This is a genomic window from Shewanella acanthi (assembly GCF_019457475.1).
In the GTDB taxonomy this organism is placed as follows: domain Bacteria; phylum Pseudomonadota; class Gammaproteobacteria; order Enterobacterales; family Shewanellaceae; genus Shewanella; species Shewanella acanthi.
On the sequence record NZ_CP080413.1, the window covers coordinates 258,209 to 274,432 of the forward strand.

Here is a 16,224-nt window from a genome sequence, read left to right on the forward strand (position 1 = left end):
TATCGCTGGAGACAGGCAACATCCATAACCGCATTAGAAATTGCGTTGTCTTTTAGTTAAGAGGTTGCCTTATGGCGCAGAAGGGCTACTGCGCCATGGCAAGTGAAGTGCTAGTATTTCTTTAAAGCTTGTAAATCGCCGCCTTGGATTGATAAGCGTTGGCGATACGGCTCATTTCTATCGTTCCTGACGACAACTCTTGAATCTTAGCGACCAGTTGATTGATGGCATTGGCATTTTCGATAATGTCTTCGCCTATATGAGTTAAAACTTCGCACTGGGTTTGGGTGGTGTGAGCCACGCTTTCGCTAGCAATGGCGACTTGAGTTATTTGTTCTGAACGTTCGGCTATCCCATTGGCGATATCGTTGGTGTGTTTAAGGTTGTCTTGGGTACTGCGTTTACTCAAATCCATCGATTCGACCGTTTTAATCATACTGGTATTGAGGTGTGCCAGTACTGTAGCGATTTCATCGGTTGAGCGCCCAGTACGTTGAGCGAGCGCTCTGACCTCATCGGCGACTACGGCAAATCCACGGCCACTTTCACCCGCTCTTGCGGCTTCAATGGCGGCATTTAAGGCTAGCAGATTGGTTTGTTCCGAAATGCTACGTATGGCTTCAAGCAGCGAGGTAATCGATTTCACGTCCTGTGTTAGCTCAGATAAAAACTGAGTAACCTCAGTAGTGTTCAGTTCGAGTTTTTTCATGTCTTCCATAATATTTAGCGCCCGCTTTCTATCCCCACTACTCGAGTCTGCCGCTAAACGTGCGCCATGGGCAGAGTCTTGGCTGTCTGCCGCCGCTTGGTTAATTTGCTGGATAACATTTTGGGCGATATCAGAGATATGCAGTGCCTGCTGGTGTTGGCTTTGAACTGAGTGTTGGGTTTGCTCGCTTAATTGAGTGAGATGCGCTGTGGTTTTGGCCATATCAATAGCGATGGAACGATAATCGCTAAACACCTTAGAAAGCTCCTCCAGCATAGTGTTAAATGCGATTTCTGCATGGTTTTTTGCAGGTTCGAGACGAATCGAAATATCCTTGTTTTCTGATATTTGCTCAATGGCATCGGCGATGCGCTGATTAGCGGAGGATTCGGCATGCATCATGGCCGCTAGCATAATGAGAATGCCTGCCTCGGTAGCTGCAAACAGGGCGTGCACTAAGGTGATTTCCCAGTTGCACGCACCAGCAAAGATCATAATCGCGACCTGATTAATCTCTATGTTATGCAGTTGAATATAGGTAAACAGCACGTGATGAACGGCTACCGTGAGCAGGGCGGCCAATATGGGCTCCCAGCGCTGATAAATAAGGAATACCGCCATAGTCGCAAAGATATGAAAATGCATTTCTAACATACCCATCTGGCTTTGGATGAGCATGGCAGAAACTGTCATCATGATCACCGCCGCCACAATCGCAAAAGCAGGGGTGCCCTTGAGTAGGGAATAGCTTATTTGGGTGAGAATGAAGATGGACACTGCTGACAGCAGGGCAAAGTTCAGCATTTGTGCACCGACAAATCCACTGATCAGCAAAATAGGTGCCTGAGCCATCAGCAGTTGGTATAGGGTCTTATCGTGTTTAGCTGTTATCGACATAGCAGGTAAGTTATTCATTTTAATTAACCTATTTTGAATGCATCAGGGTTTTCAGGTCGGTCAGTAATTTATTGCTGTCAAGTTGGCGTTGGGTGTAGGTCTGGCTGAGTTTTCCTTCTTTCGAAATTAAGTAAAGATGGCCGCTATGCTCCCCTAGGTCATCGTTAAAACTCGACTTTTCAGCAAGCTGACGCTGTAACTTGGCTAATTGGCCTCGAGGTAACTCTGCACTTACAAATTGCGCTGATTGACTATCGATCATTTGCTCCCTGAGCGCGGGCAAATCATTTTGCGGATCGATAGTGATAAACATAAAGCGCAGTTGGGATTGTTCCTGCTCGTTGAGCTGCTGCCATAGCGTTTGCACCTGATGGGTACGGATAGGGCAAATTTGGGAACAATTTAAAAATCCCAGAAACAGATAACTCGGCCCCTGCCGCCAATCGCTGAATTGGTGGTTTCTTCCGTGAATATCCTGCCAGGTGAAATCGATGGACGTTTCTTGATGGGTGGCAATGCCGTAACTCCCCGACATTGCTTGATTAAGATAAGCAATCCCAGGAAAAATTAAAAGGGTTGCAACAATAAGACATGTTGCTAAAGCGGTACTACTTAGCCGATACATATTTGTCTTTTATTATTGATTTAAAGGGCCATTTAAGCGAACGGCAGCTAACACTACAATATCAATAAGAATAGCCACTTTCAGTGGGAATGTCGTAAATCTGTGTTAGGTCGTGAGCAGCTGCAAAGAGTTGTTCTTGAGCCTGATCTAAAAGGAGGCATCAGAGGTTGTTATCTATTTAACCTAAAAACAATTAGAGCCTTTTTGTCATAAACACGCTGTTGGGATCTAGGCCGTAATCGGCAAAGGGGCCGCATAATTCAAAGCCAAATTTTGCATAAAGACGGCGTGCGGGTATAAAGAAGTCCATCGAGCCAGTTTCGAGGCTAAGTCGCTCCACACCCTTAGCTTTTGCTTCATTAATCAGGTGCTGTAAAACCCGAGAGGCGACACCTTGTTGTTTATAGGTGGCGGCAGTGCGCATCGATTTGATTTCAGCATGCTGGGTATCTAACCATTTTAGTGCACCGCAACCCGCAAGATTATCGCCATCCCAAAGTGTCCAAAAACGAATATTGTCTTGGCGTAATCCTTCCAAATTCAGCGCGTGGACACTTTCGGGTGGCGAAGTTGCGCGCATATCTTCAAGGTGCTCTGTTAAAAGAGCTGCAATTTCAGAGCCTTTGAGATCGTCCAATACCATTTTCATCGTTGTTCTTATGCTCGGTCTAATGTTCAACGCCATCTTTGTCATTAAATAAGTCTCCATGCTTTAACGCAGCCCTTGTCTTCAATCTTTTTTGAGCAGTAGATTTATGGCACATATAAGCAAAGGCTAAGCCATTTTTGAATTGGTGAGATGACGTTTATCTATCTGTAACAGTTTGGCTCATAGCACTTAGGTAACACGACAAGCCAAGGAAGGCTGAAAAGACAAAAGGCGCTGGATGCGCCTTTTGGGGTCAAGCGGGGCAATTCACCCGAATATTACTGCGCCAACTGGTTTTCGAGTTTTCGCAGCGCGGCTTTTACTTTGCGGGAGTTTTCTGGTCCCATGCGGATCATTAACTTTTGAGCGCTGGGCAGCGCTTCGAGGTTAGGATCCACAAAGCGATAGTTCACACTAATTGAACTCAGTTCGATCGGCTCTTCGATGATGGGTGCTGCGAGCATCAGTTTTATCGCTTGCAGTATTCGGTCATTGAACTTGGCGTCAGTATAACCAAGCTCAGCAAACGCCTCGTCAAATAGCGGGGTTAATTGCTTATAGGTGGCCAATAAGGTCTGGCTATCCATATTGGCCAATACAGACGCGTAGGCGTCATATCTGTGGTAGCTTTCTGGATTTAAATACACTTTGTTGGTGATCTCAGAAACGCTAAATAGAGTTTCAGGGCCTTTCACTGGGCTGACTTTACGGGTCAAATCCCCTTGGGCTAAGTTATCGACAAATACTACAAACTGGCGCGCTAAGTCTTGGGTGACCAGCGCTGAACCTACTTGGGTGTTGTTAATGATGGCTAAGGCCTTTTGATGAACAAATTCATCACTTTCAGGCAGGCTCGGCACGGTTTCGACAATGGTAACCGGCTCTGGCATTTCCTGACTATTCAAGGTTTCTGTGGTTGGCTCTTGTGTATCTGTCTCGTTTTGAGCAGGCTCTTCTGGGCTGCTATCAAGTATCATCGGCTCAGTAGGTGGCGATTCGGGAAGTACAATCGGTGCATTGGGAATGAGTTTTGGGCCACTGTTATCCTTAATGTAGTAATAGTAGCCCGCGATAGAGAGCAGAATAACCAGCACGATCGCAAACATCGCGAAGCGATTACTGCCCGATGAGGTTTCTTGAGGGGTTATTCTATCTTCTTGGTTAACTTGCATTTTACATCCTTAGACTCAGTTTCAAGGAAATTGGTAACGGCAGCGATGTGAATGACCTGTGAGAACTCGCCCTTGGTTACCCATCCATTGTGCAAGATTCCACAAACATGTCCATAGCACCCTATCGTGCATGGCAAATATATTTGCCCTTAATGGGTTAGCACGCCGTTATGCCTGTACATACTGTTGTTTATGCCCCAACCAACGGTAGATGATGGCATCGACTGACGCAGGAGCTTGTACCATAAGATGGCTGGCCAATTTCTGAATGTGAGGGATGAGTGCTTGATCCCTTACAAGGTCGGCAATTTTGAGGTCGGCAAGTCCCGTTTGTTTTGTGCCTAATACTTCACCCGGCCCGCGAATTTCTAAATCCTTCTGCGCAATAACAAAACCATCGTTACTTTGTCTGAGCACATTCAGCCGTTGACTGGCAGTTTGGCTCAGGGGGGCTTTGTAAAGTAGTACGCAGTGACTGGCGATGGCGCCACGACCCACGCGGCCGCGCAGTTGGTGCAGTTGCGCCAGCCCGAGGCGCTCGGGGTTTTCAATGATCATTAAACTAGAATTAGGTACATCCACGCCTACTTCAATGACTGTGGTGGCAACCAGCAGATGGATATTGCCCGCTTTAAATTCGGCCATAATCTGTTGTTTCTCAGCGCTTTTCATCCGCCCATGAACAAGCCCTATATTGAGTTCGGGCAATGCTTGGCGCAGCTCCTCGGCGGTGTCTTCCGCGGCCTGGCATTCGAGCACTTCAGATTCTTCAATCAGGGTACAGACCCAATAGGCTTGACGTTTGTCGTGCATCACGCTGCTGCGAACGCGCTCCAGTACTTCATTGCGGCGAGAATCGGGGATAGCGACAGTTGTTACTGGCGTTCTGCCGGGTGGTAACTCGTCGATAATCGAGGTATCTAAGTCGGCGTAGGCGGTCATTGCCAAGGTTCGCGGAATCGGGGTGGCGGTCATAATCAGCTGATGGGGGTGGAATCCCTGTCGCATACCTTTTTCTCTAAGCCCCATACGCTGATGCACGCCGAACCTGTGCTGTTCATCGATGATAATCAGCGCCAATTTATTGAAGGTCACTTGCTCTTGGAAAATCGCGTGGGTGCCTATCACCATCTGCGCCGCGCCGGATTCAATATCTGCGAGCGATTGAGCACGGGCTTTTCCCTTGAGTTTCCCCGCGAGCCAGCCAACCTTGAGTCCGAGTGGTTCAAACCAAGCGGCAAAGTTAGCGGCGTGTTGCTCGGCCAAAAGCTCAGTGGGCGCCATCATTGCCACCTGATAACCACTTTCGATAGCCTGCAGCGCCGCAAGGGCTGCCACTAGGGTTTTTCCCGAGCCCACATCGCCCTGTACTAAGCGCATCATAGGGTGGGGTTTAGCTAAATCCAATCCGATGTCGGCCACAACCCGTTGCTGGGCGCCAGTGGGCTTAAAGGGCAATGACGCTAAAAAGGGGTTGAGGAGTTGCCCTGTGGCATGCATGGAGACGGCCGCATCTAAGTTAGCGCGCTGCCTCAGGCGTAACATGCTGAGATTATGGGCCAGTAGTTCTTCCTGTACTAAGCGTTGCTGCGCGGGGTGTTGACCTAACTCTAAATCGAATTGGGAAATGCCTGCGTGGGGGCGGTGCAATGTTTGCAGTGCCTGCTTTAGGCTTAAGTTATTGGGTTGCAGATTCGCTGGCAGTAACTCGGTTAGACCGCCGTCTTCTAATAATTCCAGCGCCTGTTCGGTGAGTTTTAACCAGCTCGCCTGCTTTAGGCCTTCGGTTGTTGGGTAAATAGGCGTGAGTGTGTCGCTTAGGCGAATATCTTCACCGGGATAGACGATTTTATATTCGGGGTGCACTATCTCAGCTTGATGATTACCACGGCGGATTTCGCCGTAGGCGCGGATCATTAATCCATTTTGCATGGCATTGCGCTGGGCGACGGAGAAGTTAAAGAAGCGAAGTGTCATGCTGCCCGTTTCGTCGCGGACATTGCACACCAGCATGCGTTTGCGGCCCTGAATAATTTGGGTTGACTGGATTTCGGCTTCTATCGTGCCGTAGTTGCCGGGCATTAATGCCGCAATGGGATAAATTTGAGTGCGGTCTTCGTAACGCAGGGGAAGGTGAAACAGCAGATCTTGGACTGTCGTAATGCCGAGCTTCGCGAGTTTTTCCGCGACCTTTTTGGCGACGCCTTTAAGGTCTGTAATCGGAACAAGATCCAATTGCTGCAAGTCGTTAGCACTCAATCACTGTGAATTTATACATATATTAACAGAGATTAGTCTTAAGGCAATCTTGAGCTTTTTAGCCTTAATTCTTGACTCTCCGACAGGCATCTTTCATCTGCTTATACCTTAAACGTGCCGTGTTTATTTATGATGTTGGCTTGCTATAATTGCCGCCCTTTTGACTTGTCCTTAATGTAATTGGCAGGGTTGTAACGTGTCTAAACGCAGTAAAAACGCGGCAAATTCGGTGGCGATTTTTAATATTGACGACCTCGCCACATGGCAAAAATACCGCAAGGGTTTATGCGATACCTGCCATGCGACCTGCTGCACGCTGCCCGTTGAAGTGACTGTGAGTGATTTAGTGCGCATGGCGCTTGTGGATGAGTTTGAAGCAGAGGGCGATCTCAAAGCCATTGCTAAAAGGCTACAAAAGGCGCGGCTAATCGATAACTTTAACCACAAGACTTCGATTTTTACCCTAGCACGCATGGCCAATGACGATTGTTTGTATCTAGACAGTAAAACCCGCCGCTGCACTATCTATCATCAGCGTCCCGAAACTTGCCGCAATCATCCGCAGATTGGCCCTAAACCTAATTATTGCCCCTATCGCCAGCGAGGCTAAGTGATTGAAGAAAAGCAGATAAAAGCCCAGGGTGTTTGCTTGCCTATTGTTTATTGACTGGGTGGTGAAGTCGTAGGCAATGGGAACCCTATGGGGCGATTGATTAGAAATCAACAAATAGAAAGGTGCTTTTGGCATTGGGAAGGCTTGGCTAGAAGGCTCTCTGTGAACGTGCTGTATTTGAGTCGCTCCAAAGTCCCTGCGAGATGAGCGGACAAGGAAGAATTTACATCTTTAGTCGAAGCAGCATTTTGGGATGTGCCAAAGTGCTTTAATCTCAATTAAGGGCGTTTCATTGAACTTACCAACATTACCGTAATTAAAGACATTCAATGCCAAAAACTGTACCGAACTCAGCCAACTGATTGAAATATTTTGTGGGAAATGGCGGATCTAGCTCAGCTTTTAAATAAAAATAACAGTGGATGAGAGAATAATAGGTCGCGGATGGGATATAATTGGTTGCCTTTTGCTAATTCATTGACGCACTCATCACGGTATCGATACTGCCTCTTTGTACGTTGTTTTAAACAACGCTACCAACCAAGGTTAAGCCAACACGTCATAGACAACGTCGATGGGTTTGAATGTGCGTGTTAGTCGGCCCATGCCACTAACCTGATCAGTCTTAATCCCATTTCGTCTGACAAGGTAATTAAATGGCAGATATTCCGTCTCTTCGACACAAAAGCGTAACTTAAGTGGGTCAGGCTCTGCATGCGCATTTAGCCATAGCAGAAAAACGAATAGAAAAGTGAATAGCAGATATAATAAACCCATATGCTTTTTAAACGTTGGGTGATTTTGTTAGTGAAGTAAAGGCCTTATCGCCATCCCTGTAAAATAATCCTACAAATTAAAGATGTGAAATCGGTGGCTCAAATTCTACTGGCGGGAAATTACAGCGCCCGCCGGTTCAAGTCAGTCTAGTGTTAATCGAAAGGTGTTTCATGAGTCTCTTAGATAACGTGATGATCGTATTGTGTTTAATTGGGGCGAGTTGCTTTTTCTCTATGTCGGAAATTGCACTGGCTGCATCGCGAAAAATCCGTTTACGTCAGTTAGCCGATGAGGGCGATGCCCGCGCCGAAAAAGTGTTGCAACTCCAAGCCCATCCCGGCAGCTTTTTTACCGTAGTGCAAATTGGTTTGAATGCGGTCGCCATCATGGGCGGTATCGTGGGTGAGTCGGCATTTCGTCCCTATTTCTATGAATTTTTATCACCTTGGTTGAGCGATCCTTGGCTCACTCAGGCAAGCTTTGTGATGTCATTTTTTATCGTGACCAGTGCCTTTATTCTGATTGCCGATTTGATGCCCAAGCGTATCGCGATGGCGATGCCTGAAACCGTGGCGCTGACACTCGTTGGTCCAATGACGTTTTGCATCACTGTACTTCGTCCACTTGTATGGTTTTTCAATGGGATGGCGAGCGGCATCTTTAAGCTGCTGCAAATCCCTACCGCGCGAAACGACGATATCACCCCAGACGATATTTATGCGGTAATGGATGCTGGTGCCGAGGCGGGCGTACTCGACAAGGGTGAGCAGCAAATGATGGAAAACGTATTTGAAATGCAAACCGTTTCAGTCACCTCCGCCATGACCGCGCGTGAGAGCTTAGTGTACTTTCTACTGCAGGACAGCGAGGAAGATATTAAGCGTAAAATTGCCGAAGATCCCCACACTAAGTTTTTGGTCTGCGATGGTCAGCTTGATGTGATTAAGGGATTTGTGGATGCCAAGGAATTATTAATCCGTGTTATCAATGGTCAAAAAATCACCTTAAATGACAATACTTTAGTGCATAATTCCTTAATCATCCCTGATACATTGAGCCTGTCTGAGGCGATGGAATACTTTAAAAACAGCCGCGCCGACTTTGCCGTGGTGATGAACGAATATGCCCTCGTGGTAGGGATTGTGACCACCAACGATTTGCAACGCGCAGTAATGGGTGCATGGTCGTTGCACGAGAGTGAAGAGCAAATCATTGCCCGTGATAGTAATTCGTGGCTTGTGGATGGCGTGACGCCGATTACCGACGTAATGCGTGCCTTTGGGATTGAAGAGTTCCCACACAATCAAAACTACGAAACCATCGCCGGTTTTATGATGTATATGCTGCGAAAAATCCCTAAACGCACTGACTTTGTGAACTATGCGGGTTATAAGTTTGAGGTGGTGGATATCGACGCCTACAAGGTCGACCAATTGCTAGTGACACGCATTGAGGCCAACAATGACAAAGCGGCATCGCCCGATACCTAATCACATTTTGGTTTTAAAAAGAAGAGCGAGGCGATGCTACAAAGGCATGGCCTCGCTTTTTTATATCACCTCTAAAAAGGCGTTTATGATGGGGTCATCTAAGCGTTTGATCTTGCAACAACAACCTAACTCGAAGGGGGCTATGGCCTTTGGGGAAGGGATGATTTGAATACGATCCCGCACAGGGCTGTTATTGATCACCGCCTCGGGCGTAATACTCACGCCGCAGCCTAACGCCACCATGGAGGTAATGGCTTCCTGTCCCGAAACTTGGGCATAGATATTGGGTACGAATCCCATTTGTTTGAACCAGTTATCGGCGCGGCGTCTGCCGGGGCCGTGTTCGGGAATGATAAAGGGCAGCTTGGCCCAATCAATCGGGGTTTGGCTGATTTGTTGCTGCACTTTGCTGCGCATTGTGGGGGCTATGATGGATAGCGGCACATCTTCAATCTTAGCGAAATACAAATTGTTCGGAAAGGGATCGGGCAGGGCTGCGATACCGATATCGACACGGTTTTGCTGCACTTCGGCAAGCGCATTGGCAGCATCGCCCGTAGTGAGTGCAATCTCCACGAAGGGGTGTTCTTGGCGAAAGCGATCTAACAAACTGGGGAGATGACTGTAGGCGGCAGTCACTGAGCAATACAAATTTAGTCTGCCGCGCAGCACATCTTGCTTGATATCGATGCTGTGCTTTAGGGTGTGCCACTGATTAAGTGTTTGTTCGGCGAAGGTTTTAAATTCCCTCCCCGCGTGGGTTAAGGTCACGCTGCGGTTATCCCGCTCAAACAGTTTGGCGTTAACTTCTTCTTCTAATCTTTGCAGCGCACGGCTTAATGTCGATGGGCTGACGTGCATCTGCTCCGCCGTTTTGGCGAAGTGCAAACTGTCACACAAATGCAGATACAATTTCAGGGTACGTATATCCATAACTTCGTCCTATTCGCTGCAACCTGAGAAATTGAAGGTCGAAAACAATATTGCATAAAACGCAATATTAAGTTTCGAATATATCATTTTAAGCAACGATAGCCATAGGTTATAGTGATTTCAATGACAACCAATCATTAACATTTAATGGATTGGGTTGAGACAAATATTTCCGACTGAAGGGTGGTGTCTGAGATGGCTAACTATTTTAACTCTCTGAATTTACGTCAACAATTAGAGCAATTGGGCCAATGTCGCTTTATGGATCGCAGTGAGTTCGTCGATGGCTGCAATTACATCAAAGATTGGAATATTGTTATTTTAGGTTGTGGTGCCCAAGGGCTTAACCAGGGCCTGAACATGCGTGATTCTGGCCTCAACATCGCCTTTGCACTTCGCGCTGAAGCCATCGCTCAAAAACGTGCTTCATGGCAAAAAGCCACAGACAATGGTTTTCGCGTTGGCACCTTCGAAGAACTGATCCCAGATGCGGATTTGGTCCTGAACTTAACGCCGGACAAACAGCATTCCAATGTTGTAAACACTGTGATGCCACTGATGAAGCAAGGCGCAACGTTGTCCTATTCCCACGGTTTCAACATCGTTGAAGAAGGCATGCAGGTTCGCCCCGATATCACGGTTGTGATGGTGGCGCCTAAGTGCCCAGGCACTGAGGTGCGTGAAGAATACAAACGTGGTTTTGGCGTGCCAACACTGATTGCGGTTCATCCTGAAAATGACCCTAATGGTGACGGCTTAGACATCGCTAAGGCCTATGCGAGCGCGACAGGGGGTGACCGTGCCGGCGTATTGCTGTCATCCTTTATCGCCGAAGTAAAATCTGACCTTATGGGTGAGCAAACCATCCTGTGCGGCATGCTGCAGACCGGTGCGATTTTAGGTTACGACAAGATGGTGGCTGATGGCGTTGAGCCAGGTTATGCCGCGAAATTAATTCAACAGGGCTGGGAAACCGTGACTGAAGCATTAAAGCACGGCGGCATCACCAATATGATGGACAGATTGTCCAACCCTGCAAAAATCAAAGCGTTTGAAATTGCTGAAGATTTAAAAGACATTCTGCAACCGTTATTCGAAAAGCACATGGATGACATCATCAGCGGCGAATTCTCTCGCACTATGATGCAGGACTGGGCGAATGACGATGCTAACCTGCTGCGTTGGCGTGCCGAAACTGCTGAAACTGGCTTTGAAAAAGCACCCGTGAGCAGCGAGCATATCGACGAGCAGACTTACTTCGATAAAGGGATTTTCTTGGTCGCTATGATCAAAGCGGGCGTGGAATTAGCCTTCGATACTATGGTGTCTGCAGGCATTATCGAAGAGTCGGCTTACTACGAGTCTCTGCACGAAACCCCGCTTATCGCTAACACTATCGCCCGTAAACGTTTGTATGAAATGAACGTGGTGATTTCAGACACCGCTGAGTACGGTTGTTACCTGTTTAACCATGCCGCAGTGCCACTGCTGCGCGACTATGTGAATAACATGTCGCCTGAGTATTTAGGTGCAGGCCTGAAAGATAGCTCCAACGGGGTTGATAACCTGAAATTAATCGCAGTAAACGAAGCGATTCGCCACACGGCAGTGGAGTATGTTGGTGCCGAGCTTCGTGGTTATATGACTGATATGAAGAGCATTGTAGGTGCTTAAGTTCTGCGCCGAGGCTGTGATTAAACAGTCCTCGGTATGTTTTACCTTACCTGCTTAGTTAGGCTGTCGAGCGGGCAAAACTGACATTGGTTAGTAGGCAATCACGCTGACTCATGTGCGTTTGTTAACGATTCACTTTGTTGTTTTGTATTGTCTCGGCAGGGAAGCTGAATTTTTTTTGAACAAATAATTTTTAATTGTGTTTGGCTAGTGCTTTATGGTAAAGCTAGTAACAAGCGATAGGACGAGTGTCCGATGCGCAGATTTCAAGCGATGCACATTTTTTTGAACACACCGATTAGGGTCTGATTATTAATGTTTAACCTAGCTGCCAAGCTCATTCTCGTGATTATTACCGTAGTGATTATTAAATCACAGCGGGGGCGGCGTTTGGCAAACTGGTAGACCTAAAAGGCTCAAAGTTTCGAAAGAACCCCCCTCTCCGAAAGGACCGGGGGGTTCTTCGTTTTAAAGCCTTAAATTCGAAAAGAATTTGGGCAGAACAGGATGAGGGTGGTGAGAGACGTTATGGAACCAGGACAAATGATCAGAGGCGCAGACGCCGTCATCAAAGTATTGGCGGCACACGGGGTGACCACAGTGTTTGGTTATCCTGGTGGCGCAATTATGCCGATTTATGATGCCCTTTACGGCAGTCCGGTTGAACATCTCCTAAGCCGCCACGAGCAGGGCGCCGCCTTTGCCGCCGTGGGTTACGCCAGATCGAGCGGTAAAACGGGAGTGTGCTTTGCCACTTCTGGGCCTGGCGCGACTAACTTAATCACTTCTTTGGCCGATGCGCTGTTAGATTCAGTGCCTGTTGTTGCTATCACGGGTCAAGTGTCCACCGCTGTTATCGGCACCGATGCCTTCCAAGAAATTGACGTCTTAGGCATGTCGTTAAGCTGCACTAAACACAGTTTTATGGTGACAGACGTTAAAGATCTAATCCCAACCCTTTATCAAGCCTTTGAAATTGCAGCTTCTGGTAGACCAGGTCCCGTGCTGGTGGATATTCCTAAGGATATCCAAATCGCACAGGTGGAATACCGCACGCCATTGCTAGCAGTGACTAGCGAGCCGCAGGCTGCGCAAACGGAAATCGCTGCGGCCCGCGCTCTGCTTACTGAGGCTAAACAACCTATGTTGTATGTGGGCGGTGGTGTCGGCATGGCGGGCGCGGTTGAGCCGCTGCGCGAGTTTATCGAAGTCACTGGCATGCCGTCGGTCGCCACCCTAAAGGGGTTAGGCACTATCGCCCACGGCACTCAAGGTTATTTGGGCATGTTAGGTATGCACGGAGGCAAGGCAGCCAACCTTGCAGTGCAGGAATGCGATTTATTGGTCGTAGTTGGTGCACGTTTTGACGACCGAGTCACTGGCCGCTTAGCAACCTTTGCCCAGAACGCTAAGGTGATCCATTTAGATATCGACGCCGCTGAGCTGGGTAAATTACGGATGCCGGATGTGGCGATTGCGGGCGATCTGCGTCAAATCCTACCTGCGTTAGCTATGCCATTAAATATCACCCCTTGGCAGGTCGAAGTTGCCCACTTAGGGCGAAAACATCAATGGGATTATCAACATCCCGGTAGCCTGATTTATGCGCCCGCTATGCTGCGCCGTTTAGCGAATAAACTGCCCGAAGACAGCGTGGTTTGCTGCGATGTGGGTCAGCATCAAATGTGGGTGGCGCAACATATGTGGTTCCGCCGTCCTGAGGATCATCTTTCAAGTGCGGGTTTAGGCACTATGGGCTTTGGTTTACCCGCTGCGATTGGTGCTCAGGTTGCCCGCCCGAATGCCACTGTGGTGACTGTTTCTGGCGACGGTTCTTTTATGATGAACGTGCAGGAGCTCACCACCATTAAGCGCCGTAAACTGCCGGTGAAAATTTTGCTTATTGATAATCAAAAACTCGGCATGGTTAAGCAGTGGCAGCAACTATTCTTTGAAGAGCGTTATAGCGAAACTGACCTGTCGGATAACCCCGATTTTGTGCAGTTAGCCTCGGCTTTTGACATTCCTGGCCGCACGATTTTCTCTTCCGATGAAGTCGAAGAAGCGCTGACCGAGATGTTGTTGGCGAAGGGACCTTATTTGTTACACGTAGCAATCGACGATGCTTTTAACGTTTGGCCACTGGTGCCCCCCGGCGCATCAAACAGCGACATGATGGAAGAAATGGAGAAACAAACATGATTCACTCCCTAGAGCTAACCATGCAACAACGCCCCGAAGTAGTAGAAAGGGTACTGCGAGTGACCCGTCACCGTGGATTTACCGTGACCCAGATGCAGATGCGGATGAATGAGGATGCGAGTCTGTCGCTGGATATGGAAGTTGATAGTGAGCGCGCCATCGAATTGTTGAGTAATCAATTAAATAAACTGATTGATGTGACTCAATGTAAGGTATTGTTACCTTTGAATGTGCCGCAAAAAGCCCACGCCTAGGGCATGGAAACCATTGCATCACCACACCGTCTGGGTTGTACCGAGACGCGCAGTATAAAGACCGATTTTTGATTTGAGAGAAAGGATACAGTCAATGCCAAAGTTACGTTCAGCTACCAGCACCGAAGGCCGCAATATGGCGGGCGCCCGCGCACTCTGGCGCGCCACAGGGGTGAAAGACAATGATTTTGGTAAGCCGATTATTGCCATTGCCAACTCCTTTACTCAATTTGTGCCAGGTCACGTGCACCTAAAAGATATGGGCTCACTCGTTGCGGGCGCCATTGAAGAAGCGGGCGGTATCGCCAAAGAATTCAATACCATTGCCGTGGATGACGGCATCGCCATGGGCCATGGCGGCATGCTCTATAGCTTGCCATCGCGCGAGTTAATTGCCGATAGCGTGGAATATATGGTCAACGCCCACTGCGCCGATGCGTTAGTGTGTATCTCCAACTGCGACAAGATCACCCCAGGGATGTTAATGGCGGCGCTGCGCCTCAATATCCCCGTGGTGTTTGTCTCGGGCGGGCCGATGGAAGCGGGTAAAACCAAGCTGTCTGACAAACTTATCAAGCTCGACTTAGTCGATGCCATGGTGGCGGCGGCCGACTCGAATGTGAGCGATGAAGATAGCGCTAAGATTGAGCGCAGTGCCTGCCCAACCTGCGGTTCCTGTTCAGGCATGTTTACCGCTAACTCGATGAACTGTTTAACCGAAGCTTTGGGTCTTTCGCTGCCGGGCAACGGTTCCATGTTGGCAACTCACGCGGATCGCCGCGAGCTGTTTTTAGAGGCGGGTCGCCGGGTAATGGCGCTGACTAAACGCTACTACGAACAGGATGATGCCTCCGCATTACCGCGCAATATCGCCAGTTTCAAAGCCTTTGAGAATGCTATGGCGCTGGATATCGCCATGGGCGGCTCATCTAATACCGTATTGCACCTGTTAGCGGCGGCGCAGGAGGCCGAAGTCGATTTCACTATGGCGGATATCGACCGTATGTCACGCCAAGTGCCGCACCTATGTAAGGTGGCTCCATCGACTCCCCAATATCATATGGAAGACGTGCACCGCGCCGGCGGTGTGATGGGGATCTTAGGTGAGTTAGATAGGGCAGGGCTTCTACATACCGATGTTTACCATGTGGCGGCGTTAAATGATGGCACGCCTGATAGCGGCACCTTAAAGTCAGTGCTTGCGCGTTTCGATGTGATGCAGACAGAAGATCCACAAGTAAAACAATTCTTTATGGCAGGCCCTGCGGGTATCCCGACCACTAAGGCCTTTAGTCAGGAATGTCGCTGGCCGACACTCGATGATGACAGGCAAGGAGGTTGCATCCGCAGCCGCGAGTTTGCCTTTAGCCAAGAGGGCGGTCTTGCGGTGTTGTCAGGCAATTTGGCCGACAACGGCTGTATCGTGAAAACCGCAGGTGTCGATGAATCGAATCTGACCTTTGTGGGCAGCGCCCGCGTGTATGAAAGCCAAGACGATGCGGTCGCTGGCATCCTAGGCGGCGAAGTTGTGGCTGGTGATGTCGTCGTTATCCGCTACGAAGGGCCAAAAGGTGGTCCGGGTATGCAGGAAATGTTGTATCCAACCAGTTACTTAAAGTCACGCGGCTTAGGAAAGGCCTGCGCGCTTATCACCGACGGTCGTTTCTCGGGCGGCACATCGGGCTTATCGATTGGCCACGTATCCCCCGAAGCTGCGGCGGGCGGCACTATCGCCCTGATTGAAAATGGCGATCGGATCGAAATCGATATTCCAAAGCGCAGTATCAAACTTGCCGTGAGTGATGCAGAGCTGGCAGAACGCCGTGAAACCATGTTAAGTCGTGGCCCGATGGCGTGGAAACCGCTGGACCGCCAACGCTACGTGTCCATGGCGCTCAAAGCCTACGCGATGCTTGCTACCAGTGCCGATAAGGGCGCGGTGCGCGATCGCAGTAAACTGGAGGATTGAT

At 48.8% G+C, this 16,224-nt stretch carries 12 protein-coding genes; 6 read left to right on the plus strand and 6 right to left on the minus strand.

Going from position 1 to position 16,224, the window contains the following annotated elements; translation table 11 throughout:
• Window positions 1–121 precede the first annotated feature (121 nt).
• From K0H61_RS01245 to recG, 5 genes are all read right to left on the minus strand, one after another.
• On the minus strand, window positions 122–1,624 hold the full coding sequence (locus tag K0H61_RS01245; RefSeq protein WP_258405985.1) for a methyl-accepting chemotaxis protein: 1,503 nt from the start codon (window positions 1,622–1,624) through the stop codon (window positions 122–124).
• 10 nt (window positions 1,625–1,634) lie between these two features.
• Complete coding sequence (locus tag K0H61_RS01250) at window positions 1,635–2,231, minus strand: SCO family protein (protein ID WP_220050971.1); 597 nt, start codon at window positions 2,229–2,231, stop codon at window positions 1,635–1,637.
• A gap of 193 nt (window positions 2,232–2,424) precedes the next feature.
• Complete coding sequence (locus tag K0H61_RS01255) at window positions 2,425–2,880, minus strand: GNAT family N-acetyltransferase (RefSeq protein ID WP_220050972.1); 456 nt, start codon at window positions 2,878–2,880, stop codon at window positions 2,425–2,427.
• A gap of 278 nt (window positions 2,881–3,158) precedes the next feature.
• Window positions 3,159–4,052: a DUF3014 domain-containing protein gene (locus K0H61_RS01260; protein WP_220050973.1), complete on the minus strand. Its 894-nt coding sequence runs from the start codon at window positions 4,050–4,052 to the stop codon at window positions 3,159–3,161.
• Between the two features lie 168 nt (window positions 4,053–4,220).
• Complete coding sequence (recG, locus tag K0H61_RS01265; protein ID WP_220050974.1) at window positions 4,221–6,296, minus strand: ATP-dependent DNA helicase RecG; 2,076 nt, start codon at window positions 6,294–6,296, stop codon at window positions 4,221–4,223.
• 211 nt (window positions 6,297–6,507) lie between these two features.
• On the opposite strand from recG, the gene K0H61_RS01270 reads away from it, so the two are divergent.
• Together K0H61_RS01270 and paeA are read left to right on the plus strand one after the other, a co-directional pair.
• Window positions 6,508–6,921: a YkgJ family cysteine cluster protein gene (locus K0H61_RS01270; RefSeq protein ID WP_220050975.1), complete on the plus strand. Its 414-nt coding sequence runs from the start codon at window positions 6,508–6,510 to the stop codon at window positions 6,919–6,921.
• 950 nt (window positions 6,922–7,871) lie between these two features.
• On the plus strand, window positions 7,872–9,191 hold the full coding sequence (gene paeA / locus K0H61_RS01275; protein WP_220050976.1) for a polyamine export protein PaeA: 1,320 nt from the start codon (window positions 7,872–7,874) through the stop codon (window positions 9,189–9,191).
• 60 nt (window positions 9,192–9,251) lie between these two features.
• Here the strand turns inward: paeA and ilvY are convergent, their stop codons facing one another.
• Window positions 9,252–10,124, minus strand: coding sequence for an HTH-type transcriptional activator IlvY (ilvY, locus tag K0H61_RS01280; RefSeq protein ID WP_220050977.1), 873 nt, complete (start codon window positions 10,122–10,124; stop codon window positions 9,252–9,254).
• A gap of 195 nt (window positions 10,125–10,319) precedes the next feature.
• Between ilvY and ilvC the strand changes: the two genes are divergently transcribed.
• From ilvC to ilvD, 4 genes are all read left to right on the plus strand, one after another.
• A complete protein-coding gene (gene ilvC, locus K0H61_RS01285) occupies window positions 10,320–11,798 on the plus strand; it encodes a ketol-acid reductoisomerase (RefSeq protein ID WP_220050978.1) in 1,479 nt (492 codons plus the stop codon).
• A gap of 528 nt (window positions 11,799–12,326) precedes the next feature.
• Entirely contained in the window at window positions 12,327–14,000 is a 1,674-nt protein-coding gene (ilvG, locus tag K0H61_RS01290) for an acetolactate synthase 2 catalytic subunit (RefSeq protein ID WP_220050979.1), read from the plus strand.
• Window positions 13,997–14,254: an acetolactate synthase 2 small subunit gene (ilvM, locus tag K0H61_RS01295; protein WP_220050980.1), complete on the plus strand. Its 258-nt coding sequence runs from the start codon at window positions 13,997–13,999 to the stop codon at window positions 14,252–14,254. Before ilvG ends, ilvM begins: the two co-directional genes overlap by 4 nt.
• 94 nt (window positions 14,255–14,348) lie before the next feature.
• Window positions 14,349–16,223 carry a dihydroxy-acid dehydratase gene (gene ilvD / locus K0H61_RS01300; protein ID WP_220050981.1) on the plus strand — a complete coding sequence of 625 codons (1,875 nt, stop codon included), beginning with the start codon at window positions 14,349–14,351 and terminating at the stop codon, window positions 16,221–16,223.
• The last annotated feature ends 1 nt before the right edge of the window (window position 16,224 follow it).